21 protein-coding genes and 1 riboswitch are annotated in these 25,925 nt (G+C 44.5%); of the genes, 8 read left to right on the top strand and 13 right to left on the bottom strand.

Annotated features, from left to right (window positions below; genetic code table 11):
• Positions 1-14: 14 nt before the first annotated feature.
• Positions 15-950 carry an orotidine-5'-phosphate decarboxylase gene (gene pyrF, locus Q0Q74_RS00140; protein ID WP_294427388.1) on the top strand — a complete coding sequence of 312 codons (936 nt, stop codon included), beginning with the start codon at positions 15-17 and terminating at the stop codon, positions 948-950.
• A gap of 54 nt (positions 951-1,004) precedes the next feature.
• On the opposite strand, the gene Q0Q74_RS00145 is transcribed toward pyrF, so the two are convergent.
• From Q0Q74_RS00145 to hisG, 7 genes are all read right to left on the bottom strand, one after another.
• The gene (locus Q0Q74_RS00145; protein WP_294427389.1) at positions 1,005-2,786 is read right to left on the bottom strand and encodes a dihydroorotate dehydrogenase; all 1,782 of its coding nucleotides are present in this window, start codon (positions 2,784-2,786) and stop codon (positions 1,005-1,007) included.
• A gap of 61 nt (positions 2,787-2,847) precedes the next feature.
• Positions 2,848-4,239 carry a DUF3943 domain-containing protein gene (locus tag Q0Q74_RS00150; protein WP_294427390.1) on the bottom strand — a complete coding sequence of 464 codons (1,392 nt, stop codon included), beginning with the start codon at positions 4,237-4,239 and terminating at the stop codon, positions 2,848-2,850.
• A gap of 109 nt (positions 4,240-4,348) precedes the next feature.
• On the bottom strand, positions 4,349-5,044 hold the full coding sequence (locus tag Q0Q74_RS00155) for a hypothetical protein (RefSeq protein WP_294427391.1): 696 nt from the start codon (positions 5,042-5,044) through the stop codon (positions 4,349-4,351).
• 55 nt (positions 5,045-5,099) lie between these two features.
• Entirely contained in the window at positions 5,100-6,521 is a 1,422-nt protein-coding gene (locus Q0Q74_RS00160; protein WP_294427392.1) for a sodium:alanine symporter family protein, read from the bottom strand.
• A 70-nt stretch (positions 6,522-6,591) separates the two neighbouring features.
• Positions 6,592-6,688, bottom strand: a riboswitch (glycine riboswitch).
• Positions 6,689-6,903: 215 nt separating this feature from the next.
• The gene (gene hisIE / locus Q0Q74_RS00165; RefSeq protein ID WP_294427393.1) at positions 6,904-8,205 is read right to left on the bottom strand and encodes a bifunctional phosphoribosyl-AMP cyclohydrolase/phosphoribosyl-ATP diphosphatase HisIE; all 1,302 of its coding nucleotides are present in this window, start codon (positions 8,203-8,205) and stop codon (positions 6,904-6,906) included.
• 108 nt (positions 8,206-8,313) lie between these two features.
• A complete protein-coding gene (locus Q0Q74_RS00170; RefSeq protein WP_294427394.1) occupies positions 8,314-8,928 on the bottom strand; it encodes an imidazoleglycerol-phosphate dehydratase in 615 nt (204 codons plus the stop codon).
• 72 nt (positions 8,929-9,000) lie between these two features.
• A complete protein-coding gene (gene hisG / locus Q0Q74_RS00175; protein WP_294427395.1) occupies positions 9,001-9,873 on the bottom strand; it encodes an ATP phosphoribosyltransferase in 873 nt (290 codons plus the stop codon).
• Positions 9,874-10,069: 196 nt separating this feature from the next.
• Here hisG and glgX point away from each other — a divergent pair, with 196 nt between their 5' ends.
• Both glgX and Q0Q74_RS00185 read left to right on the top strand, forming a co-directional pair.
• Positions 10,070-12,172, top strand: coding sequence for a glycogen debranching protein GlgX (glgX, locus tag Q0Q74_RS00180; protein ID WP_294427396.1), 2,103 nt, complete (start codon positions 10,070-10,072; stop codon positions 12,170-12,172).
• A 43-nt stretch (positions 12,173-12,215) separates the two neighbouring features.
• Positions 12,216-14,678, top strand: coding sequence for a glycogen/starch/alpha-glucan phosphorylase (locus Q0Q74_RS00185; protein WP_294427397.1), 2,463 nt, complete (start codon positions 12,216-12,218; stop codon positions 14,676-14,678).
• Between the two features lie 135 nt (positions 14,679-14,813).
• Here Q0Q74_RS00185 and ilvY read toward each other — a convergent pair whose 3' ends face one another.
• From ilvY to proB, 3 genes are all read right to left on the bottom strand, one after another.
• Complete coding sequence (gene ilvY / locus Q0Q74_RS00190; protein ID WP_294427398.1) at positions 14,814-15,707, bottom strand: HTH-type transcriptional activator IlvY; 894 nt, start codon at positions 15,705-15,707, stop codon at positions 14,814-14,816.
• A 106-nt stretch (positions 15,708-15,813) separates the two neighbouring features.
• Positions 15,814-16,602, bottom strand: a complete 789-nt coding sequence (gene proC / locus Q0Q74_RS00195) for a pyrroline-5-carboxylate reductase (RefSeq protein ID WP_294427399.1) — start codon at positions 16,600-16,602, stop codon at positions 15,814-15,816.
• A 55-nt stretch (positions 16,603-16,657) separates the two neighbouring features.
• The gene (proB, locus tag Q0Q74_RS00200) at positions 16,658-17,452 is read right to left on the bottom strand and encodes a glutamate 5-kinase (RefSeq protein ID WP_294427400.1); all 795 of its coding nucleotides are present in this window, start codon (positions 17,450-17,452) and stop codon (positions 16,658-16,660) included.
• A 236-nt stretch (positions 17,453-17,688) separates the two neighbouring features.
• Here proB and Q0Q74_RS00205 point away from each other — a divergent pair, with 236 nt between their 5' ends.
• The 5 genes from Q0Q74_RS00205 to Q0Q74_RS00225 all read left to right on the top strand — a co-directional run bounded on the left by Q0Q74_RS00205 (position 17,689) and on the right by Q0Q74_RS00225 (position 23,222).
• Positions 17,689-18,909, top strand: coding sequence for a DUF3798 domain-containing protein (locus Q0Q74_RS00205; RefSeq protein ID WP_294427401.1), 1,221 nt, complete (start codon positions 17,689-17,691; stop codon positions 18,907-18,909).
• Positions 18,910-19,020: 111 nt separating this feature from the next.
• A complete protein-coding gene (locus Q0Q74_RS00210) occupies positions 19,021-20,652 on the top strand; it encodes a sugar ABC transporter ATP-binding protein (protein ID WP_294427402.1) in 1,632 nt (543 codons plus the stop codon).
• On the top strand, positions 20,636-21,700 hold the full coding sequence (locus Q0Q74_RS00215) for an ABC transporter permease (RefSeq protein WP_294427403.1): 1,065 nt from the start codon (positions 20,636-20,638) through the stop codon (positions 21,698-21,700). The genes Q0Q74_RS00210 and Q0Q74_RS00215 overlap by 17 nt, the downstream gene beginning before the upstream one ends.
• Positions 21,697-22,818 carry an ABC transporter permease gene (locus Q0Q74_RS00220; protein ID WP_294427404.1) on the top strand — a complete coding sequence of 374 codons (1,122 nt, stop codon included), beginning with the start codon at positions 21,697-21,699 and terminating at the stop codon, positions 22,816-22,818. Before Q0Q74_RS00215 ends, Q0Q74_RS00220 begins: the two co-directional genes overlap by 4 nt.
• Positions 22,818-23,222 (top strand): DUF6672 family protein, encoded by a 405-nt coding sequence (locus Q0Q74_RS00225; protein WP_294427405.1) that lies wholly within the window; start codon positions 22,818-22,820, stop codon positions 23,220-23,222. The genes Q0Q74_RS00220 and Q0Q74_RS00225 overlap by 1 nt, the downstream gene beginning before the upstream one ends.
• Before the next feature lie 73 nt (positions 23,223-23,295).
• Here the strand turns inward: Q0Q74_RS00225 and hisF are convergent, their stop codons facing one another.
• Genes hisF through Q0Q74_RS00240 form a run of 3 tightly spaced genes read right to left on the bottom strand, consistent with a single transcriptional unit; the run spans position 23,296 to position 25,920 of the window.
• Positions 23,296-24,060, bottom strand: coding sequence for an imidazole glycerol phosphate synthase subunit HisF (gene hisF, locus Q0Q74_RS00230; protein WP_294427406.1), 765 nt, complete (start codon positions 24,058-24,060; stop codon positions 23,296-23,298).
• Positions 24,054-24,683 (bottom strand): imidazole glycerol phosphate synthase subunit HisH, encoded by a 630-nt coding sequence (gene hisH, locus Q0Q74_RS00235; RefSeq protein ID WP_294427407.1) that lies wholly within the window; start codon positions 24,681-24,683, stop codon positions 24,054-24,056. Before hisH ends, hisF begins: the two co-directional genes overlap by 7 nt.
• A gap of 31 nt (positions 24,684-24,714) precedes the next feature.
• On the bottom strand, positions 24,715-25,920 hold the full coding sequence (locus Q0Q74_RS00240) for a tyrosine-protein phosphatase (RefSeq protein ID WP_294427408.1): 1,206 nt from the start codon (positions 25,918-25,920) through the stop codon (positions 24,715-24,717).
• Positions 25,921-25,925 lie beyond the last annotated feature (5 nt).

Below are 25,925 nucleotides of genomic sequence, written 5' to 3' on the forward strand. Positions count from 1 at the left end.
TCGAGGTGATTTTTATGAAACACTTAATGCAGCAGCTTCAGGAAACTTCGCTCAAAAACGGCCCTCTTTGCGTAGGATTGGACACCGACCCGTCTTATCTTCCAGAATCGGTTTTAAAGGCTTTTGAAACTCCTGTTGAGGCAATCCTGACTTACAATAAAGAAATCATAAAACGGGTTGCATCTGATAAATCTGCATGTTGTTTCAAAATTCAAATTGCTTATTATGAGGCAATGGGAATCGAAGGACTAAAAGCGTACATTGAGACAATAAAGGCAGTTCACGAGGCTGGTTTTATCGCTATCAGTGACATCAAGCGCGGTGATATTGCAGATACGGCAAAAGCCTATGCAAGAGCACATTTTTCTGGCGAATTCGAGACTGACATTATTACCGTTAATCCTTACATGGGCTTTGATACACTCAAACCTTTCACAGAATATTGCAAACCACAGGGCGCAAAAGAAGGAAAAGGCATTTTCGTTTTGCTTAGAACTTCAAATCCTGGCATGGTTGATATTGAACAGCAGGAATTGAAGGCTGGCGGCCGGGTTCTTGATAAAACGGGTGCTGAACTTGAGCGTATTTCTTCTGAGTTCAAAACTCTTTATCCAGAGCAGACATGCTCGCCGGTTGGAGCTGTCGTTGGTTGCACTGAAGAAAGCGATGCCAGAGCATTGAGGGATGCTTATCCTGATATTTTCTTCCTTATTCCTGGATATGGTGCGCAAGGCGGGGCTGCACGAATTGCCGCCACTCTGCTTGATAAAGCTGGCGGTGCAGTAAATTCTTCACGAGGCATTTTGTGCGCATGGAAGAAAGATGAAGAGCTTGCTGAAAAGCGTGATGCAGGAATCCTTTGTTTGAAGGACATCGCTGACTCGGCAGGAAAGGCTTGTCGAGATTCTACCGCAGACTTGCTTAATGCTAAAAAAGAACTTGGAATATAATTGAAATCTAAAAAAATACCGATTAGCTCGCACTTGAGTTAATCGGTATTTTTTTTACTGGGCGATTCCTTTGAATTCAGAGATTGTTCTGAATCCCTTTTCTTTCATGAAGTTTCGTAAGCCATTTACAATTTCAATCATTGTGTTTGGATTTGCGAAAGTCGCTGTTCCAACTTGTATTGCATCTGCGCCTGCCATCAGGAATTCTACTGCATCCTGCCAGCATGAAATTCCGCCGAGGCCGACAACAGGAATTCGTTCATTTTCGGGCAGTTTATTCATTGCCTGAACCACATCATAGACCATTCGGAGTGCAATTGGTTTTACTGCCGGGCCAGAAAATCCTGCACGAATGTTATCAAATACCGGTCGGCCTGTATGCAAGTCGATTGACATTGCCTGAAAAGTGTTTACCAGGCTGAGCGCATCAGCTCCCGCTTCACGGACAGCCATTGCGATTCCGATTAAATCTGGTGCGTTCGGAGTGAGCTTTACCATGAGCGGCTTTTTTGTCACTTCCCGTACGGCTTTTGTGACGCTTGCTGCCGCCTCTGCTTGCATACCAAAACTCATTCCACCGGCTTTCACATTTGGACAGCTTATGTTAAGTTCAATCATCGGAACGGCTGTTTTTTCAAGAAGTCGTGCGCCTTCAATATAAGTTTCAAGTGATGAGCCTGAAAGGTTGGCGATTGTGACAGGCTTTAATGCAAGCATCGAAGGTAATTCATGTTTGATAAAATGTGCAATTCCGGGATTTTCAAGACCTATAGAGTTTATTAAGCCTGATGGAGTTTCAACAAGTCTGGTGCCGGTGTTTCCAGGGCGTGCTTGCAGCGTGAGGCCTTTTGAGCAGATTCCGCCAAGAGAATTTACATCGAAAATGCTCGAATATTCTGAACCGTAGCCAAAAGTTCCGCTTGCCGCGATAACTGGATTTTCAAAGCGTACGCCCGCGACTTCAACACTTAAATCAATATCAGCGTCTGAAACTGGAGATTCTTTGCGGATTGCCTTAAATTTTGGTGGTTCGAAGTTCAAAATCTCGCCCGGGAAAACAGGACCGTCTTTACAGCAGCGTTTGTTTCCTTCGGTTGTGGTGATTGTGCATCCAAGGCAAGCTCCTACACCACAGGCCATGCGGTTTTCCATGCTCAGATAAGACTGAACGCCCGCTTCAATACAAATTTTCTGTAAATAAGCAAGCATTGGGGTTGGACCGCAGGCATAAAGAACCGTGTAGCCTTTTTCTTTGAGAATTTGAGCGTTAAGGGCTGCCGGTAACATTCCGTGAATTCCGACGGAACCGTCATCCGTGGTGACGGTAAGTTCTGCGGGGTTTATGTATTCAAGACCATACGAGCCGCTTTTGAAACTCGCGAAGAAGTCATAGGATTTTTCGCTAAGAGTGGATGCAAAACCTGCCACAGGAGCAATGCCGATTCCGCCTCCTACGATACAAATTTTATCATCTGCTTTTGGTTGCGGGAAAGAATTTCCCAAGGGACCAATCAATTCAATCTGATCATTTTGTTTGAGCGCACAAAGTTCCTGAGTTCCTGTACCTTTTTTGAGGATTAGAAAATCAAGGGCGACACCGTTTCCAGCTTTTTTTGACATGTAAATGCTGATTGGCCGCCCAAGCAAAACACCTGATTTTACTGCGCGTAAAAGATAAAATTGCCCCGCGACAGGAAGCGGACTGTCATTCATCAGAACTTTAAGAAGCCATACGCTCCCTTTAGGAGAAGCACCATTTTCAACAGAACAATATGTTACAACACCTTTTCCAAATACAGGTAAAGGCTCACCTTTGCAATCAATCACTTTTTCCATAGGGAAATTATAGCATAGAACGGAATTTGAGTAACTAGGTGAGGCTGATAAACACTTGCCGCTATTTCCTTGCAAAAATTAATTTTGCGTAGATTTGAGCGGTATTTATAAATTGTCGGGTATCTGCTTCTTGAGCAAACTTATCGGCCTTAAAAATGAAAGTGTCGTTCAAACCGAGTGAAAAATGATTGCTGATTTTGTGTTCATAAGAGGCTTTCGCCTGAAAAGCAAAATGGCTTGTTGCTTCAGATTCATCGAGTTTTGAATAAATATATGGAATCAAATAATTGATTTCAGCTTCTGCGTAAAGTGTTCCAAGTTTTTCACTTCCGATGGAAAATCCTGATTTTAAAAGTACTCCTGCACCGAAATTATATGTTCGTGGCGGATTCATACGGTCAACTTCTTTGTTTTTTCGTTTGAGTTCGATGTCTTGAGAAAGGCGATAGAGGCTTCGTGTTCCCAAGAAAATACCGTCCAACTGCGTAAAGAAATTGAATTTTCCGTCTGTATTAAAAAGAGGCATTGAATAAAGATACTTTGCTCCTAAAGCGGCATTTGAAATGGCTGCGATGCTGGATTTTTCGCCCTCATAAATCAAGTTCAGACCGAGCGTGCCCTGACTTTCCTCAAAATAGAGGGCGCGCGAATACAGAAATCCGTCTATGCAAAATTCAATTTTATAAAAATCGGATGAAATTCCTGAATCCAAATCTGCGGTAAACAAATCGAATGGTTCTTTTGTATCATGAGCTTCTGGGAGGCCATATTGAATGTGCATTCCGTGCCCGCCGGAGATTTTTTTTACAGTTTCAGAATCAAGTTCGCTTGAAAAATCTACATGTGAAAAATCCGAGCCGCCATGAAAAATAAAGTCGATTTCTTCTGTGCGACCGGAAACCTGCGTTGATTTTCCCTTGCACATTGTATTGATTGCATCCATTGGTGAAACAATCCAGCCCAAAGGATAAAAAATTTCACTTGCATCAATGTAAAGACGATGTAGAGTTTCGCCGACTATTGAACCGCAAATCGGCGTCGTTATGAAATCGTTGACGGCAGGACAAGTTGTTTCACCAAATTCTTCCCACATGAGGGAACCGCCCGCCGTAATAAGAAATGATTGCCAGAAATTGAGGCCATTTGAACGACCTGCATTAAAATAGAGCGACCCCTGATAGGGATGCCCGAACTGATTCATAAAGAATCCGTCTTTATCCCAGCACCAGTTTTTGTGAAGGTTCTCGTTCATTGTGGAAAGATTTATTTCGGCATAATCTTCCTGAAGAATGATTCTGGCACCGCTATTAAAACCGATATTAATTAAAAAGACATCACCTGCCGCAATCACAATGTCTCGTGCTGAAAAATTACCAGATTCGCTTTCAGACTGGGCGGTAATGTTGTGAGAAAAAATCGTGAAAATGAAAAGAATGGTTAAAAGTTTTTTCAAAATATGATTTTAGAGTCGTACAGAAAATTAAGGGAAGTGCTGATTGTCACTTGTAGCGATTAACCCGTACTTCCCATTAAAAGTTTTCAGAACAGTTTTGATAAGAATTCTATTCTAAGTCAGCTGTCTGGATTTTTGACTGCTCAACCAAGTCGTTTTTGATTGATTCCTGAAGTTCATTTGAAACATCGATGTCTTTGATGTTCTTGAAGCCGTTGCTCAACTGCTGAGTGAAGAGCTGTTCATCCATTGCATAGACAACCATGTAGCTATACTGTGTGATGTAGTCGCTGGTATCTTCACCTTTTTCAAGACCATCCTTGAGGCGGCGGTTTCGTGTCCACCAGTCAGTTTCTTTTTCAAGACCTGCGACTGAAGTAACGGCAAGTCGCTCAGATTCGCGTTCGATTGTTTTTTCAAGATCTGTATCTGCTGATGTTCCAGCCATGCTTGCCTTGATTCTGTCACCGATTGTCTGTTTGATTGATGCTGCGATTTCTGCGCGTGCATCTACTTGATCGACCCATGTCTGTAGGAAGTCGAGGTTTGAGCCGTTCTTTGTGAGAACCCAGATTTTTTTGTCAGAAAGGCCAAGTGCTTTTTTGAGTGTTTTCTGGTTCGGTGTTGTAAGAACTGTTCCGACCCATTCCGGCTGTGCTACACCCCAGGCAGTTCCTTTGTGTTCCAAAATCTCTGTAGCGATTGAAGCTGACATATCAACAACCTTTGGTTTTGGTGTTGAGCCGCATGAAATGAGCATAGCAGAAACTGCTGCACCCAAAGCAAGAGCGATGATTTTTTTCATTTAAATTCCTCCATAATATAAAAAAAGGGCGTAAAGCCCTTTTAGTTACAATTTTTTATAATGTTGGGAATCGTTTGAAGTAACTTTCGGTTTCTTTTGCGACTACGCCGCTCAAAACGATTAGCGAAATACAGTTTGGAATTGCCATAAGACCGTTTGTAATATCAGCAATGGTGAATACTGAATTTACTGTAAAATACGGTCCGATTGCAATTGCGAAGATGTAAATCAATCGGTAGATGAAAACGAGCTTCATTTTGCCGTTTGTTATGTATTCCAGACATTTTTCTGAGTAATAGTCCCAGCCAAGGATCGTAGTGAATGCAAAGAATGCAAGACAAAGCATGAGCAAGAACTGAACCGAAACGCCGTCACCGCCCAAGTCGAATGAAAGCGCTGCCGCTGTGAGCTGAACGCCTTTAAGTCCTTCAGAATTGAATGACGGGTTACAAAGTGCGATTACGATTGCAAGACCGGTCATTGTACAAACGATGAGTGTGTCGATTACAGTTCCTGTCATGTTAACGAGGCCCTGCTCAACAGGCTCTTTTGTCTGAACCGGGGCAGCTGCGATTGGTGCAGAACCGAGACCTGCTTCGTTTGAGAAGATTCCTCGTGCAATACCTTTCTGCATAGATTCAGTGACCTGTTTGATTGTCCAGCCGATTGCACCGCCAGCTACAGCATTAAATCCGAATGCAGATTTGAAGATAAGTGCAAATGCTGCCGGAATGTGAGTTGCGTTCATAATCAAGACTGAAATACCGAGGAATACATAGATTACAGCCATTGCCGGAACGACTTTCTCTGCAACCTTTGAAATTCGTTTGAGACCGCCAAGAATTACGAGAGCTGCACAAATTGTTACGACTGCACCGCCAATTACTGTTGCCCAAGTGTAAGAATTTTCACCAATTGTGAAAGCAATGTTCTGATTGTTCGGGTCAAATGCCATGTTTACAGCAGAAGTGATACCGTTGATTTGTGTCATTGTACCGATACCAAGAAGACCAGCAAGAACGCCGAAGACTGCAAAGAGAACAGCGAGCCACTTCCATTTGCTGCCCATACCTTTTTCGATTGTGTAAAACGGTCCGCCCAAAACATGACCGTCTTCCTTTACTTCGCGGTATTTGATTGCGAGCATACATTCAGCGAATTTTGTTGCAGTACCAAGAATTGCGGCAATCCACATCCAGAAGAGCGCACCAGGACCACCAGCTGCGATAGCTGTTGCAACACCTACGATGTTACCAGTACCGATTGTAGCAGAAAGAGCCGTACAAAGTGCGGAAAATCCAGAAAGTTCACCATGACCTTCATTTTCTTTGAAAATTGATTTGAAAGCACGGCCGAGTTTTGTGAACTGCAAGCCTTTGGCTCGAATTGTAAGAATCAAGCCGCTTGCAAGAATGAGTGCGATGGTCGGGATTCCCCATACTACATCGTCGATAGAGTTGAGGATTTTGTCAAACATTTTTAAATCCTTTTAAAATAAAATAGAGTTTGTCCCGGGAACGAAACAAACTCTCCAAAGAGTGACATAGAACTTTTGCCCTGTCCTTTGTGCCTGAGATGTCGGCTGTAATAGCTTTAACCCTTCGGCGTCTCACCCCATCGTGAGAACTCTCCAGAGAGCCGAAATCTGCCCACAAGCAAAAAACGGCTTAAATATTGTATCGGAAAATTTTGTGCTTGACTAGAGAGAAAATAGTGGGCGTTCCCGCCCGTACTTGCGCACGGGCGGTCGGGTCTTTCGCGCTTCCGCTTTCGCTCCATTCCTGCATTCGGTCGCCTTGCTCCCTCATTTCGGAACGCTGCGCGGCGCTACACTCCCTAACGCTGGTCTGAAAGTACGATTATTTTTCTTTGTGGCGTCTGTCCAACTCGTTGTAGACATCCTGCCAGTTTACGCCTTCTTTGTACATGAGAACGCTCACGAAGTAAAGCAAGTCCGCTGCTTCCCAGATGACTTCTTCTTTTGAATCCGCATCATCGCAAAGCTCTTCGGCTTCTTCCATGACCTTTTCGCGCACTCGTTTTGCATCGAGGGTTGCGGTATAGCTTCCCGGTCGAGGATTTGCGAATCGCTCTGCAATCGTGCCGTAAAGTCGTTCTAGATTTGATTTTGCGTCAGCTTCGGAACTAAAGCAAGTGAAACTTCCAGTGTGGCAGACTCCGCCATGCGGGATAACAGTTGCAAGAACTGTGTCGCGGTCGCAGTCAACGCGCATTTTGAGAAGCTCAAGGAAGTGGCCGCTTGTCTCGCCCTTTGTCCAGAGAACATTTCGCGTGCGACTGAAGAAAGTGAGCTTTCCTGTTGCAAAAGATTTTTCGAATGCTTCTTTGTTAGAATAGCCCATCATCAAAACTTCGCCGCTTGGGCTCTGGGCAATCACTGGAATCATGCCGTCAACTTTCTCAAAATTGAGACAGCCGATGAAAGCGTCTTTGAGACTTACCTTGCCAGTGTACAAAGCCATTCCAAGCTGAACATCGCAGCCGAGTTTTTCAAGTTCAACAATCTGCTCCAAAGTATTTACGCCGCCAGCAACAACGACACGGCAGCTGACAGCTTCTCGCAAAGCCTTGCATGAGTCCATGTCAGTTCCCTGCATACAGCCTTCTTTTTCGACACAAGTGAAAAGAAGCTCAGAGCAGTATTTTTCAGCCTGTTTTGCGCCTTCAATCAAAGGAATATCAACTGTCTCAGTCCAACCTTTGACGGCAATCTTTCCGCCTATTGAATCAACGGAAATAATTACGCGCTGCTTTCCGATTGTCTTGCAGAGTTCTTCAAGAAATGCTTCGTTAAGAACAGATTCGCCAGTCTTTGGAGAAGGATTCCATGCGGCAGAACCGATGATGACCTTCTCAGCTCCCAAAGAAATAAGCTCGCGGGCCTTTTTAACATCGCGGATGCCACCGCCAACGCGGACATTTCCTTTTCTGAGCAGGGATTTGAGCAGGGCTGTATTCTTGGTGTTACCCTTTTCGTCTGTGTTGCGGAGAGCCTGATCAAGGTCGATTATTGCAACTTCGCCGTATTTATTGAAATCAGAAATCAAAGAATCAGAATCGTCTCTCTGGAGAACCAAATCCTTTCCGTTTTTGAGCTGGACAACATGTCCGTCTTTCATGTCGATTGAAGCAATTACCATAGGAGAGAATTATAACGAAAAGAAAGATTTTAGGGAACTTAGGCAAGTGCCGATTACCACATATCGCGATTAATCTGCACTTCCCGCAGTATTTTCTGAAAGTTCCCCTTAAACGATAACGCCTTTTGTTGAAGGAACTTCACCGTTACGGCGCGGGTCAACTTCAACTGCGGCGCGGATTGCACGGGCAGCCGCCTTGAACAAGCCTTCCATTTTGTGATGGTCGCTTCTGCCACGCAGCGTGTCGAGATGGAGATTGCATTTTGCTGCCTGCACGAAGCCGTTCCAGAAATCGTCAAAGCAATCGGTCTGGAAAGTTCCCTGCTTGCCGTTCTGCACGCTTACGAGCGGAATATTTGAAAGTTCTGCATTGCAGACAAGAAATGGTCGTCCGCCAAAATCAACTGCCGCACGAAGAAGCGATTCATCCATCGGATAAAGGAAAGAGCCGCTTCGGAAAATGCCGGCACAGTCACCAAGAGCCTTTCCGAAGCACTGACCCAAAACGATGCCTGTATCTTCGATTGTGTGGTGCTGGTCAACATCTAAATCGCCCTTGATAGAGCCGGACAAATCAAAAAGACCGTGCTTACAGAAAGATTTGAGCAAGTGGTCAAAGAACCCAATCGGGTTTTCCACGCTACACTTTCCAGTGCCATCAAGATTAAGAGTAAGCGAAATCTGAGTCTCGCCAGTGATTCGTTCGATTGTAGCTGTTCTCACAAAAAACTCCTTTCAGCAAATCGGGGATTTTAAGGGGCTTGGGTTCATTGCTGATTGCTCACTGCTAATTCTTTACATCATTACTTTTCGCAATGCGTATTCGAGGATGTCCGTTGCGCCCAGAGACTGTAATTTGGGCAAGAGGGTTGGAACTTCGCTCTTTTTGACTGCGATTTTAACTGCGTAGCCGTCATCACCGAAGAGAGGGCTGACTGTTGGGCTCTTCATTGAAGGAAGTGCCTTGATTAAGCCGTCGAATTTGTCTTTTGCGACATTCATTTCGAGCATTACGCGGCCACGAGCGTTCAAAACAGATTCGAAGAGCATTTTGAGCTCCATGATTTTCTGTTTTTTTGCAGGATCTTTGAGGGCTTCTTTTGATGCGTACATTCTTGTTGAAGAAGTCATGAGCGTATCGACGATTTTGAGGTTGTTTGCACGCAAGCTTGAACCTGTCGATGTGTTGTCAATCAAAATCTGTGCCAAAGAATCTTCGTTATCCTGAACGAAACCTTCGCTTGTGCCCCATGTTCGGAAAATTGTTCCGTCAATCTTTTTGTCTGCAATCCATTTTTTGCTGAGGGTTTGATATTCTGTTGCGATTGTGACTTTGCCCTGAATGAGAGCTTCGAAATCTACGGTATTCGGAATTGCTGCAACGATTCGAACCGGGTCAAATCCCAAATCCATAATTTCTTCGACATCATCCTGAACGCCGTTTTCATAAACCCAGTCTTTGCCGGAGAAACCGACATCGGCTTTGTTTGAAGCAAGAAGTGCACTTGCAATCTGCGGTTTTACAACCTGAAATGCAAGGTCGTCCTGATTTGTAGAAGGGAAATAAGTTCGTTCTGCAAGTTTGAGGGAAATACCTACATCGCTCAAAAGTTCGTAAACAGATTCGTAAATTCTGCCTTTTGCCAATAATACTCGAAGTTTATCCATAAAACATTCCTTAAAATAAAATCTAGCAAGCTCCAAAATTTGTCTGATTTTTGAAACAGCTTTTGTCTTTTTTATTGGAAAATTATACAAGATTTCACGATTGAATACAAATTTTTTCTATAAAATCTATGACTATCGTATGATTGTCTGAATTCCATCTTTAATTTTTCGCGCGAATTTGTTAAAATAATGTGATATGGATTCGATTCGAACTAAAGCGGGCCGCCCCATGCGAATGGGAACGTCCGTTACACCCAAGGGTGTATATTTCACTGTTTTCAGTCGGAATGCCAAAAAAATATATCTCGAACTATATGCTTCCGCCGAGGACGCAACACCGTATTATACGATTGAGTTGACTCCTGACAAAAACCGTACTGGTGATATGTGGCATGTTTTTGTTGAAGGTTTAAAAGCAGGAGATTTGTATTTATATCGTGTCGAAGGCCCATTTACTCCAAGCAGAGGTCACAGGTTCGATAAAACGCAATCTCTTTTTGACCCCAGGGCAAAGGCTTTTTCTGAAGGTTCTGTTTTCAAATATATGCTTCCCGGCAAAGACAAATACATGGAGCGTATGCCCAAATGCGTAATCGTTGATGATGAAGATTACGATTGGGAAGATGACAAACCTCTTTCAATTCCTCTTGAAAAAACAATCATCTACGAAATGCATGTAAAAGGATTCACCGCATCTCCTTCTTCTGGAGTTGAGCATCCTGGAACATACCGTGGTTTAATCGAAAAAATCCCTTATCTTCAGTCGCTTGGAATTTCTGCCGTCGAGCTTCTTCCAATCATGGAATTTGACGAATACGAAAATACGAACATCAATCCGCGTACTGGTGCCCGAATGAAAAACTACTGGGGTTACAGCACAATCGGATTCTTTGCTCCAAAATGCTCTTATTCCAGTGACAGAACTCCCGGTGGCTGCGTGCGTGAATTCAAGGACATGGTAAAAGCCCTTCACAATGCAGGAATCGAAGTCATTCTCGATGTTGTTTTCAATCATACTGCTGAAGGCAATGAAAACGGCATTTCTCTCAATTTCCGGGGCTTTGACAACAAAATCTTCTATCACCTTGTACCAGACCACAAAGAATATTACATGAACTATTCTGGCTGTGGTAACGCGGTCAATGCAAATCATCCGGTCGTGCAGGATTTCATCATCGACTGTCTGCATTATTGGGTTCTTGAAATGCATGTTGACGGCTTCCGTTTTGATTTGGCGAGCGAATTGTGCCGCGATGAAAAGGGCTTCATCTGCGACAATGCGCCAATAGCCAAACGAATTGCAGAAGATTCTATCTTGCGTAACACAAAAATTATCGCTGAGCCGTGGGATTGTGGCGGCGGTTATCAAATCGGTAATTTCCCGGGCGGAAGATGGTGCGAATGGAATGACCACTACCGCGACGGAATCCGCCGTTTTATCCGTGGCGATGAATTCATTGCGAATGAGGCGGCCACGAGAATCGCAGGTTCTAACGACATCTACGCTCTTAGTGGCAGAGGACCAATTCACTCAATTAACTTCATTACCGCTCATGACGGATTTACTCTCAATGATTTGGTGACTTACAACGGTAAGCACAATGAGGACAACGGCGAGGGCAATCGTGACGGCAATGACAACAATATGAGTTACAACTATGGTTACGAAGGACCTACCGTAAATCCAAAAATCGAAAACCTGCGTGCCCAGCAAATCCGCAATTTCTTTACGACACTTTTGATTTCTCAGGGTGTTCCAATGATACTTTCTGGTGATGAAGTGCGTCGTACTCAAGGGGGCAATAACAACGCCTACTGTCAGGATAACGAGACCTCATGGTTCAATTGGGAAGATTTAAATAACAACTCCCAGATACTTGAGTTCGTTCAAAAATTAATCGCTTTGCGAAATCAGCATCCTGTTTTCCATCGCCGGACTTTCTTTGGCGGGGCTTCCACAAGTCAGTTCAATGAGCCTCCAGACATCAGCTGGTTCAATTATGACGGCACTGTTCCCGACTGGAAGAAAATGAACCGTTATCTTGCGTTCCGACTTGGCGGAAAGGCTGCGGGCTTGCCCAAAGATGACAATGATTTTTTCATCGCTATAAATATGGATATTCATGACATGACGATTACCGTGCCAAAGCCTTCAAGCGGGCGCAAATGGTACAGGGCAATTGATACTTCAATTTCCAACCGTTCATCGATTTTGTTGAGCGGTGAAGAAGAAAACTTAAATTCCCAGGAGCACTGTGTGCTTGTTGCAAACAGCATCCTGGTTTTAATAAGCAAATAAAATGTGTAACGACGCTGAAGCGTAGTTAAAAAGGAGAAAACACATGAAATTTGATGCAGAGAAATTCAGAGAGAACCTTTCCGCTCGTCTTCGCCGACAGTACGGAAAAGACATTTCTCAGGCAAACAGTCACGACTTGTTCGACGCAGTTTCAGCTTCGGTACAGGAATTGATTATGCCGGCTTGGATGGCTACTCGAAATGCTTATGAGAAGAAGCCAACAAAGCAGCTCTACTATCTTTCTGCTGAATTCTTGATGGGACGCGCTTTGAGCAACAACCTCATCAACCTCGGAATCAAAGAGGAAGTAAAAAAAGTTCTTAAAGACATGAACATCAACTTCAATCTCATTGAAGATGAAGAGCCTGATGCAGGTCTCGGAAACGGTGGTCTTGGCCGATTGGCAGCATGTTTCCTTGACTCATTGGCAACATTGGATTATCCAGGACACGGATACGGAATCCGTTATCAGTATGGTATGTTCGAGCAGAAAATCGAAAACGGATATCAGGTTGAATATCCTGACAACTGGCTCAAACACCGCGATCCATGGGAAATCAAACGCTCTGACTTGGCTGTAACAGTCAAATTCGGCGGCGAAATCAAATATGGTAAAACTCCGGATGGTCAGGACCGCTTCTATATCGAAAATGCAGAAGAAGTAACAGCTACTCCTTACGATATCGCAATCGTCGGTTTCGACACAAACACTGTAAATACTCTCCGATTGTGGCAGGCATCTTCACCGAACGGCTTCGATTTGCAGCTCTTCAATGATATGCGCTACAACGAGGCTGTTTTCCGACAGAACAGTGCAGAAAATGTAAGCCGCGTTCTTTATCCGAACGATTCAGGCCCAACAGGTAAGGCACTCCGCCTCAAGCAGCAGTACTTCTTTACATCTGCTTCATTACAGGATTTGGTACATCACTTTGTTGCCAACTATGGTACTGATTTCACTCGCTTCCCGGAACTCCATGTCATTCAGCTCAACGATACACATCCTGTTGTTGCTATCCCTGAGCTTATGCGAATCTTCATGGACGAGTACGGCTTGGGCTGGAATGCTTCATGGGATATCGTTCAGAAGACATTTGCATACACAAACCACACAATCCTTGCAGAAGCACTCGAAAAGTGGGATATCGCAATTTTCCAGGGCTTGCTCCCACGAATCTACCAGATTGTTGAGGAAATTAACCGCCGCTTCATGATTGAGCTTCGTGCAAAATATCCGAGCGACTACTCAAAGCACAACCACATGTCAATTATCCATGACGGAAAGGTTTACATGGCATGGCTTGCAATCCACGCAGGTTTCAGCGTAAACGGTGTTGCTGCCCTCCACACAGACTTGCTCAAAAAGCAGGAACTTAAAGACTGGTACGAGCTTTATCCTAAAAAATTCAACAACAAGACCAACGGTATCACACAGCGCCGCTGGCTTTTGAGCGCTAACCCAGAGCTTTCTGACTTCATTACAAAACGAATCGGTCACGGCTGGGAAAAAGATTTGACAAAACTCAAGGAACTTGAGAAATTCGCTGATGATGACGCTTCACTCGAAGAACTCATCACAATCAAACGCCACAACAAAGAGGCTTTGGTTGATTACCTCAAGCACAAACAGAACGAATTCCTTGACCCGGATTCAATCTTTGATGTTCAGGTTAAACGACTTCACGAGTACAAACGACAGCTTCTCAACATTCTGCACATCATGTATCTCTACAACCGAATCATTGAGGACCCGACATACAATGCACCAAACCGAACTTTCATCTTCGGTGCAAAGGCAGCTTCTGGCTACCGCCGTGCAAAGTCAATCATCAAACTCATTAATACAGTTGCTGAGCGCGTAAATAACGACCGCCGAATCGGTGGAAAACTCCGCGTCGTATTCATCGAGAACTACCGTGTTTCTGTAGCAGAAAAGATTTTCCCGGCAGCAGATGTCTCAGAGCAGATTTCTACAGCAGGTAAGGAAGCTTCTGGTACTTCAAACATGAAGTTCATGGTCAACGGTGCACTCACAATGGGTACACTTGACGGTGCTAACATCGAGATTTTCGAGGAAGCTGGAAAAGAGAACGGATTCGTATTCGGTCTCACAACTCCAGAAATCCTCAAAATGGAAGAAGAGCACTCATACAACCCGCAGCAGTATCTTGAGCGCAACCCACGCCTCGAAAAAGTTGTCGAGCAGCTTATCGATGGCACTTACGACCCAAGCCGCCAGATTTTCAAGGAATTGCATGATTCACTTGTTTACGGTGTTGAAGGTCAGCGTCCAGATGTTTACTATGTTCTTGCAGATTTCGACAAATACTGTAAGGCACAGGAAGAGCTTGCAAAAGCTTACATGGACAAAAAAGGCTGGGCAAAGAAGGCTCTCATCAACATCGCCAACGCTGGTAAATTCTCTAGTGACCGTACAATCGAGGATTATGTCCGCGACATCTGGCACTTGAAGAAAGTTATCGTTGACGACAGCGAAGTAAAATAATAGGGCGGTACGGCACATTCGTGCCGTCGGGCTAAGCAACAAAGTTGCGACGCATCCCTACCGCAAAAACAAAAACGCTCACTTTTCAGTGATTTGCTGAATCGTGAGCGTTTTTTTTGCTTTGTATATTTTCCCCTACCGCATTTTGTCCAATATCTCGTTCACTGCCCGGCGGATTCGTTTGAGGGATTCGCTGCCGGAAATTTCTTTCTTTTGGATGAAGCCGACTTCGTAGTAGCCTAGCGCGTTGCCTGCGGAAAGACAGGTGAAGCCTTGGTTGTACGGGCCGTTTGTGAGTACGATGTGCGGAATTAAGCCGATTCCAATTCCAAGCTGAACCAATGCCATGATGGCTTCGTTGCCTTCGGTTTCGGCGGCTATCATGGGCTTTACATTGCGGCTTTCAATCCAGGTGTCAAATCGTTCGCGGGCAAGGCCGGTTTTTGGTAAAATCAGCGGTACTGAAGAAACGATATCCTGCGGGCTTCCGGCGGCATTTTCATACGCACCGCCGATGTTTGCCGCAAAGACGAGAGGCGTTCGGCGGACAGGAATTGTGTCGAAGCCTGAAAGTCCGCTTTCTGGAATGGCGGCTACGGCAAGTTCAGCACGGCCTTCCTTGACAGCATTCACGGCACCGGCTGGGTCACCGGTTTCTATTTCGAGGTGAACTTTTGGGTATTTTTCGGAAAGTTCTTTTAAAAACGGCGGCATGATTGAATAGCAGGCCGTGACCGAAGCGTAGACATGGAGCGAGCCCGAAACTTCGTCACCGGACGATTTGAATGAATTGAAGATGTCTTCCTGCTCTTCGAGGCATTTTTTGGCAAAACGGGCAAAATCGGCACCTTGCGGCGTTAGTTTTACTTCGCGGTTGTTGCGTTCGAGAAGGACTGTGCCTGTCTCATCTTCGAGGCGCGAAATCAATCGGCTCAATGCGGACGGACTAAGGTTCACTTTTTCGGCCGTGTGGGCAAAATGAAGCGTTTGAGAAAGATTCAAAAAGGCATTTAATTCAAAAAAGTCCATTTATGGCGCAAAATTAACTGTCTGACGCCTTTTCGCACTTCGGTCACCCTCATTCCTTCGCTCTGCTTCGGAACTGCTTCGCAGGTGCTACAAGGCTGTGCGGCTTTTATTTTCCAAGTGCAATTGAACGGCTGTTTGCGGCAGTTACGGCTTCAATCACTGCATTACGGAAATTGTTTTTTTCCAATGCGGCGACTCCTTCAATCGTTGTGCCGGCCGGAGAGCAAACCATGTCTTTGAGGACTGCCGGGTGTGTACCTGACTGCAAGACCATTCCCGCTGAACCGTAGACTGTCTGGGCTGCGTAAGTGTAGGCCTGGGCGCGTGGCATTCCGCAGCGTACGGCGGCATCAGCGAGTGCCTCAATGAACATGAACACGAAAGCCGGTCCTGAACCGCTTACAGCAGTAACACAGTCCATGAGCTTTTCGGGAACTTCTTCAACTTTGCCTGCCGCGCTCAAAATGTCTTTTACATAAGAAAGTTCCTGTTCTGTTATGTCGTCATTGCAGGTGATTGCGGTCATTGCTTCGCCAATTTGCGCACAGACATTCGGCATCATTCGTACGAAGCGTGCCTTTGGAGCGAATGACTGAAGCTTTTCGATTTTAACGCCTGCAGCCATTGAAATGATTACGGACTCAGCACCGATTTCTTCTTTTATTTCATCAAAAACATCGCCCAAAAACTGAGGCTTAACTGCCAGGAAAATGAATTTTGCTTTGAGAGCGTCTTTGTTTGTTTTGACGAAAGTACAGCCGTTTTCAGCGGCAAATTTTTTACCTGCTTCGGCATTTTTATCTGTTACTTTGATTTGTTTTACATCAAATTTCTTGCAGACAGCGCGCATAATTGCACCGCCCATTGCACCAGTTCCAATACAAGATATTGTCATAATCTACTCCAAAATATAGAAAACTTATTGCATTTGCCGGTTTGTTCCGGGATTTTTAGTCAGCCAAAAAGAGCGTTCCGCGGGCACTTCCGTCCACAAGTTTGTCCAGAACATTTTCGATTCCGCCGTTTGCCAGAATCATCGGGATTCCATAGCTTGTGGTTTTGGTTGCGGCCTGAATTTTGGTTTCGATTCCGCCTGTGCCGAATGCGTTTGTTTCACCGATTGTGATTTTTTTGCGGAGCTCAGAAATTGATTTTACGGATTCGATGAGTTCTGCGTTTGGATTTGTTTTTGGATTGTCCGTGAAGATTCCTTCGATGTCGCTGAACAGTATGAGTAAATCCGCGCTCCACAAAATGGCTGTGAGAGCCGAAAGGTTGTCGTTGTCACCGATTGTGAATTCTTCGATTGCAACAGAGTCATTTTCATTAATGATTGGAACTACGCCTTCGTCAATCAAAGTAAAAAGCGTGTTGCGGATATTGAGCGAGCGGTGATTGTCTTCAAAATCGTCTTTTGTGAGCAAAAGCTGACCGATGTGCAAATCCTGTTCCGCAAAAGCCTTGCGCCACTGGCTCATTAGCTCAACCTGTCCGATTGAAGCGAGTGCCTGTTTATAATGGATGTCCTTTTTATGAGACCAGCCTGAAATCGTTGAAACCCCGGAAACCTGCGCTCCAGAAGAGACAACGACAATTTGTTTGCCCTTAGAGATGAGATTTTTGCACTGACGGGCAAAAGAATGCATGAATTCGGTGTTTTGAGTTCCGTCTTCTTTTGCGAGTGTGTTTGAGCCTATTTTGATAACGATTTTGCGTGATTCGTTCAATATTTGTGAGATAGTCATAATTCTTCCTATTTTCTATATATAGTAACAGATTTTCGGTTTCATGTTAAGAAGTATGCCGATGCGTGCACGATATTTGATGACTTAAAGCGAATACGGAAAAATCCTAAAATGTCGGAAAAAGATTCTTTCTGTTATTCATAATTATTGAAATGCTTTTTAACAATGTGATATAATTTTTTGTTACGAAAATTTTAATATTTCCGTAGCGAATTCATAAAGTCAGGAGCATCTTGATGAAAAAAGTTACAAAACTTGCAGCCCTTGTTTGTGCTGCATCTCTCGTTTTGATTGGCTGTAATAAAAAAGCAGCTGATACAAAAGCAGAAAGCGATTTCCACATCGGAGTCGTAACAGGAACAGTTTCGCAGTCAGAGGATGACTTGCGTGGTGCAGAAGAGCTTATCCGCCGCTACGGTGCCGTAAAAGACGGTGGCATGATTCAGCACATCACTTACCCGGATGATTTCATGTCTCAGCAGGAAACAACAATTTCTCAGATTGTTGCACTTGCAGATGACCCAAAAATGAAGGCCGTTGTTGTAAACCAGGGTGTTCCTGGAACAGCAGAAGCTTTCCGCCGAATCAAAGAAGCTCACCCGGACATTCTTTGCTTTACTGGTGAGCCACATGAAGATCCACTTGTTATCCAGAAGTCAGCAGATTTGGCTGTAAGCGCAGATTTCATGTCTCGCGGTTACACAATCGTTTGGGCTGCAAAACAGCTTGGTGCAAAGACTTTCGTTCACATTTCTTTCCCACGCCACATGTCTTATGAATCTTTGGGCTTGCGCCGAAACATCATGGAACAGGCTTGTGCAGATTTGGGAATTCAGTTCGTTTTCGAGACTGCTCCTGATCCAACAAGCGATGTCGGTGTTGCTGGTGCACAGCAGTTCATCCTTGAGAAAGTTCCTCAGTGGGTTGAAAAATACGGAAAAGATACTGCATTCTTCTGTACAAACGACGCACACACAGAGCCACTTTTGAAACAGCTCTCACAGTACGGCGGATTCTTTGTTGAGGCTGATTTGCCTTCTCCACTCATGGGTTATCCTGGAGCATTCGGAATTGACTTGACTGAAGAAGCTGGTGATTTCCCAAAAATCCTCAGAAAAGTTGAGCAGGTTGTTAGTGAGCACGGTGGTGCTGGCAAATTCGGAACCTGGGCATTCAGCTACGGTTTCTCTGTAAGTGCTGGTTTGGGTGAATTTGCAAAACGAGTTATTGAAGGAACTGCAAGCAAAGATTCAAGCGCTGATTTGTTCAAGGCTCTCGGAGAGTTCACTCCAGAGGCTAACTGGAACGGTGGTTACTACATTGATCAGAGCACAGGCGTTCGTGCAAAGAATCAGATTCTTATCTACATGGACACATACATTCTTGGACAGGGCTTCCTCAAGACAACAGAACTTGAGGTTCCAGAGAAATACTTCAAGATTAAGTTCACAAAATAATCGATTTTAATAAATAGTCATTGAGTCTGTGCATTTGCCTCTGGCGTTGCGAATGACTTCTCTTTTTTATTGGTGGCTTTAGCAGATTCGGCCACCAATTCTTATTTTACAATGAAAGAAGAAACTCCATTGTTGCGTTTGAAGAGCGTAACAAAAGATTTTGCAGGCACAGTCGTTTTGGAAGATGTTTCATTTGATCTGCATTCAGGCGAAATTTTGGGTCTTGTCGGAGAAAACGGTGCGGGCAAGACCACTTTGATGAGCATTTTATTTGGAATGCCTGTAATCGCTTCGACTGGCGGTTATGGCGGAAGCATTCAGCTCGAAGGAAAAGAAGTTCAATTTTCAAGTCCATTTGATGCACTTGATGCTGGAATCGGTATGGTTCATCAGGAATTCTCTCTTATTCCGGGCTTCACTACCACAGAAAACATCATGCTCAACCGCGAACTTACAAAGAATAATCCGATGGTTGACATTTTTGGTCAGCGAATGAGCGTTCTTGACCATGTTTCAATGAAAAAGCGTGCCGAAAAGGCAATTAATCGTCTCGGTGTTGAAATTGATCCGTCAATGAAGGTTTCTGAAATGCCGGTCGGACACAAGCAGTTCACAGAAATTGCGCGCGAGATTGACAGAGACAATGTTCGGATTCTTGTTTTTGATGAACCGACAGCCGTCTTAACCGAATCAGAAGCAGACATTCTCTTGAAGGCGATTAAAGAACTTGCCGCTTCGGGAATTGCAGTCATCTTTATTTCACACCGACTGCACGAAATCATGAAGATTTGTGACCGCGTTGTAACGCTACGTGACGGAAAAACTATCCGTGACATTGCAACTTCTGAGACAAATGTTTCTGATATTGCGGCTTCAATGGTCGGTCGTACAGTAACCGCAGAGCATCTGAAAAAACAGGCAGAACTTAATGCCGCTGAAAAAACTACGCTTCCTGAAGATTATGTGCTTTCGGTTGAGCATTTGTGGGTCGATATGCCCGGTGAAACCGTACGCGATGTAAATTTTAAGGTCAGAAAGGGCGAGATTTTTGGAATCGGCGGTCTTGCGGGTCAGGGAAAGCTTGGAATTCCAAACGGAATCATGGGACTTTCTGCAGCTGGTGGAAAAGTCGTTTTTGAGGACGCTGAAGTTCCTCTCAATGATGCCGCTGCCGTGCTTAAAAAAGGCCTTGCTTTCGTTTCTGAGGATAGGCGCGGTGTTGGTCTTTTGCTTGACGAAAGCCTTGACTGGAACATTTGTTTTTCGGCAATGCAGGTCAACGGTGAGTATTTAAAGCCTTATTTGGGCGGACTTTTCAAATTGCGTGATGAAAAGGCAATGAAAAAGAATGCAGAACGCTACATTGAAATGCTTGCGATAAAGTGTACTGGTGCAAAGCAAAAGGCAAAGGAACTTTCGGGCGGTAATCAGCAGAAAGTTTGTCTCGCCAAGGCATTCTCCCTCAATCCAAGGCTTCTTTTTGTTTCGGAGCCGACTCGTGGAATTGATGTCGGAGCGAAGGCTATCGTTCTTGATACGCTCAGAAGGTACAACAGGCAGATGGGAACGACAATCGTAATGGTTTCAAGCGAACTTGAAGAACTTCGTTCTGTTTGTGACCGTGTTGCGATTGTCACAGGCGGAAAGATTGCAGGTGTCCTTTCGCCGCGTGAAGCACCTGAAAAATTTGCCCTGCTGATGTCGGGCATTACAGAAGGAGCAGAAAATGATTCAAATAAATGATTCAAAACGCGAAAAAATTCGTGAAAGCCTGCGTGAATTCGGTCTGCCGCGTCTCATTATTGCAGGATTTCTTTTGGTGCTTTTTATTGCCGCTCCTTTCGTGGGCGTTTCAATGTCGGCAACCCTCAAGGATATCTGCAACCGATTTGGCCAGAATGAACTTCTGACACTTGCTATGGTGCCGATGATTCTTTCTGGAGCTGGCTTGAATTTTGGTCTTTCACTTGGCGTAATCAGTGGTCTTTTAGGCTCAACTCTTGCGATGCAGTTTGGCCTGACTGGCTGGGCAGGTATTTTTGGCGCAATCGCTATTTCTGTGCCGTTCGGTGTTCTTTTCGGCTGGCTTTACAGTCTTCTTTTGAACCGCGTTCGTGGCGAAGAAATGACAATTGCTCTTTATGTCGGATTTGCGGCCGTCATGTTCATGTCAATCATGTGGCTTATTCTGCCTTATACGAGCGTGAACATGGTTTGGGGCTATGAAGGAAAAGGTTTGCGAACAACAATCACTCTTGACGGTTATTGGGTCAAGCAGTTCAGCAATTTCCTTATGATTAAAATTGGTGATTTTGAGTTCCCGACTGGTATGATTTTGTTCTGTGCACTCTGCAGCTTCCTCATGTGGCTCTTCATGCGAAGCAAAACTGGAACTGCAATCACGGCGGTTGGATCAAACCCGGATTATGCCCGTTCAAGCGGTATCAACATCAACAAGATGAGGACAATCAGCGTAATCGTTTCAACAGTAACTGGTGCAATCGGAATCCTCATGTATCAGCAGAGTTACGGATTTATCCAGCTTTATCAGGCTCCTCTTTACATGGCTTTCCCTGCTGTTGCGGCTGTCCTCATTGGCGGTGCTTCAATCAACAAAGTCTCAATCGCAAATGTCATAATCGGAACAATTCTTTTCCAGGGAATTCTTACACTCACGCCTTCGGTTATCAACAGCGTATTGCAAACTGATATGTCGGAAGTAATTCGTATCGTTCTTTCAAACGGCATGATTCTTTATGCTTTGACTCGAAAAACAGGAGCAACACGATGAACTCAATAAAATCACTTAAACCAAAAGAATTAAAAAGTGCGATGGCTGATTATCTGGTTGCGGAGATTTTCCTTGCACTCACAATCGTATCAATTCCGTTGTCGCAGTATTCAGGTCAGTTTATTGTTCAGGAACTTTTGAACCGAATCGCCCGAAACGCATTCCTTGTATTCTCGCTGATTCTTCCAATCATGGCGGGTATGGGAATCAACTTCGGTATGGTCTTGGGTGCAATGGCCGGTCAGATTGGACTTATTTTCGCAATGGACTGGGGAATTGCAGGCATGCAGGGACTTATCTTTGCTGCTCTCGTCGGTCTTCCAATTTCGATTCTTCTTGGCTGCATTGCGGGCAACATTTTGAACAAGGCACGAGGCCGCGAGATGGTCACAAGTTACATCATCGGATTCTTCTTTAACGGAATCTATCAGTTCATCGTTCTCTATCTCTTCGGTTCACTTATTCCGCTTCACAACAAGGCAATCGCTCTTTCACGCGGTTATGGAGTCAGAAACACGCTGAACCTTGATCCTGTTCGTCAGAGTCTTGATAACATTCTCATGCTCAAAATCGGCTCACTTTCTGTCCCGATGTCAAGCTATCTTGTTATCATCGGGCTTTGCTTTATCATCATCTGGTTCAGAAAGACAAAGCTTGGTCAGGATATGAGGGCTGTCGGTCAGAATCAGGCTGTATCAAATTCTGCTGGAATTCCGGTTGAACGCACACGAATCATTTCAATCGTAATTTCAACTGCATTTGCCTGTATTGGACAAATTATCTTCTTGCAGAACATGGGAAACATGCAGACTTATAATGCGCATGACCAGACCGGATTTTTTGCTGCTGCGGCAATTTTGGTCGGCGGTGCTTCGGCTTCAAAAGCGAGCATCAAAAACTGTTTTGCAGGCGTTGTTCTTCTTCATTTGATGTACATTGTCGTTCCAAGAGCCGGACAGAATCTTTTCGGAAACGCTAATATCGGTGAATATTTCAGACAGTTCATCGGCTATGGTGCAATCGCTTTCGCATTGATAATCCACGCATGGAGAACGCACAGAAAGGCCGAAAAAGCCCGTGAATCACTCAGACAGGCTGCGGCAGGAGGAAACGCATAATGAATTTGCAGTTGATTTCTAACAGTAAAAAACGCTCGCTTGTTGTAAGAAGCGTCATCATTGTGATTTATATTCTTCTTGCTATAATCATGTTTGTTTCAGGAAGAAGCCACACGGTTTTGATTGACAATCATGCTGCAGAAGACGGCTCATACAATGCAATTAAAGGCATGACTGTAACGGTTAACAACAGCAAACCGTCGGAATTCATGAAAGGTGACCGCGACAAGTTCGTCATCAAAGGGCAAACACTGAAAGTAAAGGTTCAGTCATTTGACGGCAAAATTGATAAGGTCTATACCTTCAAGATTCCGCTGAAGACTGACAGTGTGCTGATTTCAATCCCGAAACTTGCTGCGGGAATGGATGAAACACAGGCAATGGAAGAATTTCAGTTGAACTAAGGAATTTCTTTAAAAATAAAAGAGGTGTTCGGAATGCACATGGCTTTCTGGACACCTCTTTTTTTATGGGTTTTTATAATCTTACCGGTACACCGAGATTTGACAAATCACGCTTGATTCCGTCAACGGTATAACCCATTGAGTGAACCATACTCGCGATTAGAGCGGCATCAGCTTTGCCGTTTGTAAGGACATCGGCCAGATGCTGTGGAGTGCCGCCGCCACCCGAAGCGATTACAGGAACGCTCACATTTTCGGCAATCATGCGGGTGACATTAAGCTCGTATCCTTGCCGAACACCGTCCGCATCAATTGAATTGAGAACGATTTCACCAGCACCGAGCGAAACGGCTTTTTTTGCCCATTCGAGAGCGTCAAGGTCGGTTTTTACGCGTCCGCCGTTGATGTAAACACGGTAGCCGCTCGGCATTTCGCTGTCTTTTGCGGCATCCATTCCAAGAACAATGCACTGGTTTCCGAAGACTCTTGCGCCTTCACGAATGAGGTCGGGATTTTTGACCGCCTGAGAGTTCAGGCTGATTTTTTCGGCACCTGCAAGAATTGTTGAGCGAATGTCTTCGATTGAGCCGATTCCGCCACCAACACAGAATGGAATGAAAACCTGTTCTGCTACGCGTGAAATCAGGTCGAGAATCGGGCCTCGTCCGCGTGCGCTTGCCATGATGTCATAAAAAACAAGCTCGTCAACGCCCTGCTCATAATACTTTTTTGCCATTTCAACCGGGTCGCCGATATCAACATTATTCTGAAATTTAACGCCTTTAGTAGTTCGTCCGTCCTTAACATCCAGACAGACAATGATTCGTTTTTTTAGCATTTCACGCCCCCGATGTAATTCTCCAAAATCTTCAGGCCTGCTCTTCCGCTCTTTTCTGGGTGGAACTGGAATGCGGTGATGCTTCCCTGGCTTACACAGGCAGGAACTTTGCAGCCGTAGTCGGCATAAGCTTTTACAATGCTTTCATCGCTCGGCTGAATGAGGTATGAGTGTACGAAATAAAAATCTGATTTTGGGTCAACTCCGTCTAAAAGCGGGGTAGAGCCGTTTACATATTCAAGATTATTCCAGCCCATGTGAGGCACTTTGAGTGAATGGGAATTTTCTTTCCATACGCTGTCAAAATGGCGGATTGTGCCCTTGAGAAGGCCCAGACAGTCAACATCGCCTTCTTCGGAATGTTCAAAAATAATCTGAGAACCAAGACAGATTCCTACAAGAGGTTTGCCTGCCTGTGCCCAGTCTTTTAAGAAGGTGTCGAAACCAGTGAGCTTTAACTGTTCCATAGCGTATTTTGCTTCACCTACGCCAGGAAAAATCAGTCTGTCACATTTTTCCAAATCGCATGGATTCTTTGAAAGAACATAATCAGCCTTCAAGAAAGCCAGTGCGCGCTCTACACTTTTGATGTTGCCCGCGTTGTAATCTACAATTCCTACCATGCAGAAAATGTAGCATAAAGACGATAATTTCTCAATCTAGTTTTAAAATTATCTTACGAATCTCTTCTTCGGTGAGAATTGGTTTTCCGTGAAGGGGAGTGGTCGTGAAATAATCCCACAAAGCTTTTTGAAAATCTGGGATTTTTGAGACATCTTCGGTTTGGAGCAGATTTTGAAATGCCTGAGCCAGAAGTGCCTTTGAGCGGTACTCGTTTATGCCCATCCGGTTTGTTTTTTGATAATCTTCTGCGACTTCGTTCCAAGTTGCGCCACAAAGTCCGCCTAGCAATGCACTGAAAACGCCGGTTCTGTCCGTACCAATCGCACAATGAATCGAAAACGGGGCTTCGTGTGCATCATCGATTATAAAATACACGACATTCTGAACCCATTCACCGAAAAGCTCACCACGCGGTTTTGTGTAAACATAATCGTAGTATGGAACGACTTCAGAGGCCGACATTACATTGCATACGCTGTTTGAATCGAGCATTTTCTGATAAAAATCAGGAATAGTTACCTTGCCGCTTGTACCGTCATACCAGTGAATGTCTTCGCCTGCATAAATGGTGTAGTCGTCAGTAAGGTTAATGTCGGACTTTATGCCTTCTTCTTCACAAAGTTTTTGAACCAGTTCGATTCGTGTTTTTTCTGTCTCATAACGGTTGCTTCTTCCGCCTGTTGAGTAAAATGGATGAAAGCACCGGAAAAGTTTTTTTGTGCCGGGAACGAGCCTGAAATTTGAGATTTCTTCCTGACCTTCGCGAGTGTTCAAGTCAAAATCGGAAAGTGATTTTATTGTCTCACCGATATTGCTTTCTTTTATGACTTCGCTTAAATCTTCACCTTCATGGACTATGACGAGATTTCTGTCGCTGCTGAAAAAAGCGTAGCCCGGCGGGATAAAGTTGATGCCCTGCAACCAGATGAATTCATGATTTATGCAGAATTTGTATTCCGGGTAGCCCGAATTTCCGATTATGCTGACTTTTGAAAAATCAACTGCAAGGTAATGAAGGTTAAGCTCTGGTGAGTAGTGCATTTTGAAATCTTCATTTTCCTGCCACGAATTAAACGAACCGCATACATAGGCTGATTCAACAGGCTGAATTTGCCCCCATGTCGCATGATCGAAGATGAACAGAATCCGGGAATTTTCTTTGTCCTCGATAAAGCATTTCTGGCGGTCTTCCTGAGTGATTTTGTATTCTTTTTGATTTACAATCAGACTGTCCATTGGTG

This window comes from uncultured Treponema sp. (genome assembly GCF_946187725.1).
Classification (GTDB): domain Bacteria; phylum Spirochaetota; class Spirochaetia; order Treponematales; family Treponemataceae; genus Treponema_D.

Excerpts from the sequence above, each read along its gene's own strand:
- hisIE (WP_294427393.1), bottom strand. The coding sequence starts at position 8,205 with ATGGTAATTGCTTCAATCGACATGAAAGACGGACATGTTGTCCAGCTC.
- hisH (WP_294427407.1), bottom strand. The coding sequence starts at position 24,683 with ATGGTAGGAATTGTAGATTACAACGCGGGCAACATCAAAAGTGTAGAG.
- hisG (WP_294427395.1), bottom strand. The coding sequence starts at position 9,873 with ATGGATAAACTTCGAGTATTATTGGCAAAAGGCAGAATTTACGAATCT.
- glgX (WP_294427396.1), top strand. The coding sequence starts at position 10,070 with ATGGATTCGATTCGAACTAAAGCGGGCCGCCCCATGCGAATGGGAACG.
- Q0Q74_RS00215 (WP_294427403.1), top strand. The coding sequence starts at position 20,636 with ATGATTCAAATAAATGATTCAAAACGCGAAAAAATTCGTGAAAGCCTG.
- Q0Q74_RS00185 (WP_294427397.1), top strand. The coding sequence starts at position 12,216 with ATGAAATTTGATGCAGAGAAATTCAGAGAGAACCTTTCCGCTCGTCTT.
- pyrF (WP_294427388.1), top strand. The coding sequence starts at position 15 with ATGAAACACTTAATGCAGCAGCTTCAGGAAACTTCGCTCAAAAACGGC.
- hisF (WP_294427406.1), bottom strand. The coding sequence starts at position 24,060 with ATGCTAAAAAAACGAATCATTGTCTGTCTGGATGTTAAGGACGGACGA.
- Q0Q74_RS00155 (WP_294427391.1), bottom strand. The coding sequence starts at position 5,044 with ATGAAAAAAATCATCGCTCTTGCTTTGGGTGCAGCAGTTTCTGCTATG.
- Q0Q74_RS00205 (WP_294427401.1), top strand. The coding sequence starts at position 17,689 with ATGAAAAAAGTTACAAAACTTGCAGCCCTTGTTTGTGCTGCATCTCTC.
- Q0Q74_RS00225 (WP_294427405.1), top strand. The coding sequence starts at position 22,818 with ATGAATTTGCAGTTGATTTCTAACAGTAAAAAACGCTCGCTTGTTGTA.
- ilvY (WP_294427398.1), bottom strand. The coding sequence starts at position 15,707 with ATGGACTTTTTTGAATTAAATGCCTTTTTGAATCTTTCTCAAACGCTT.
- Q0Q74_RS00145 (WP_294427389.1), bottom strand. The coding sequence starts at position 2,786 with ATGGAAAAAGTGATTGATTGCAAAGGTGAGCCTTTACCTGTATTTGGA.
- Q0Q74_RS00240 (WP_294427408.1), bottom strand. The coding sequence starts at position 25,920 with ATGGACAGTCTGATTGTAAATCAAAAAGAATACAAAATCACTCAGGAA.
- Q0Q74_RS00160 (WP_294427392.1), bottom strand. The coding sequence starts at position 6,521 with ATGTTTGACAAAATCCTCAACTCTATCGACGATGTAGTATGGGGAATC.
- proB (WP_294427400.1), bottom strand. The coding sequence starts at position 17,452 with ATGACTATCTCACAAATATTGAACGAATCACGCAAAATCGTTATCAAA.
- Q0Q74_RS00220 (WP_294427404.1), top strand. The coding sequence starts at position 21,697 with ATGAACTCAATAAAATCACTTAAACCAAAAGAATTAAAAAGTGCGATG.
- Q0Q74_RS00210 (WP_294427402.1), top strand. The coding sequence starts at position 19,021 with ATGAAAGAAGAAACTCCATTGTTGCGTTTGAAGAGCGTAACAAAAGAT.
- proC (WP_294427399.1), bottom strand. The coding sequence starts at position 16,602 with ATGACAATATCTTGTATTGGAACTGGTGCAATGGGCGGTGCAATTATG.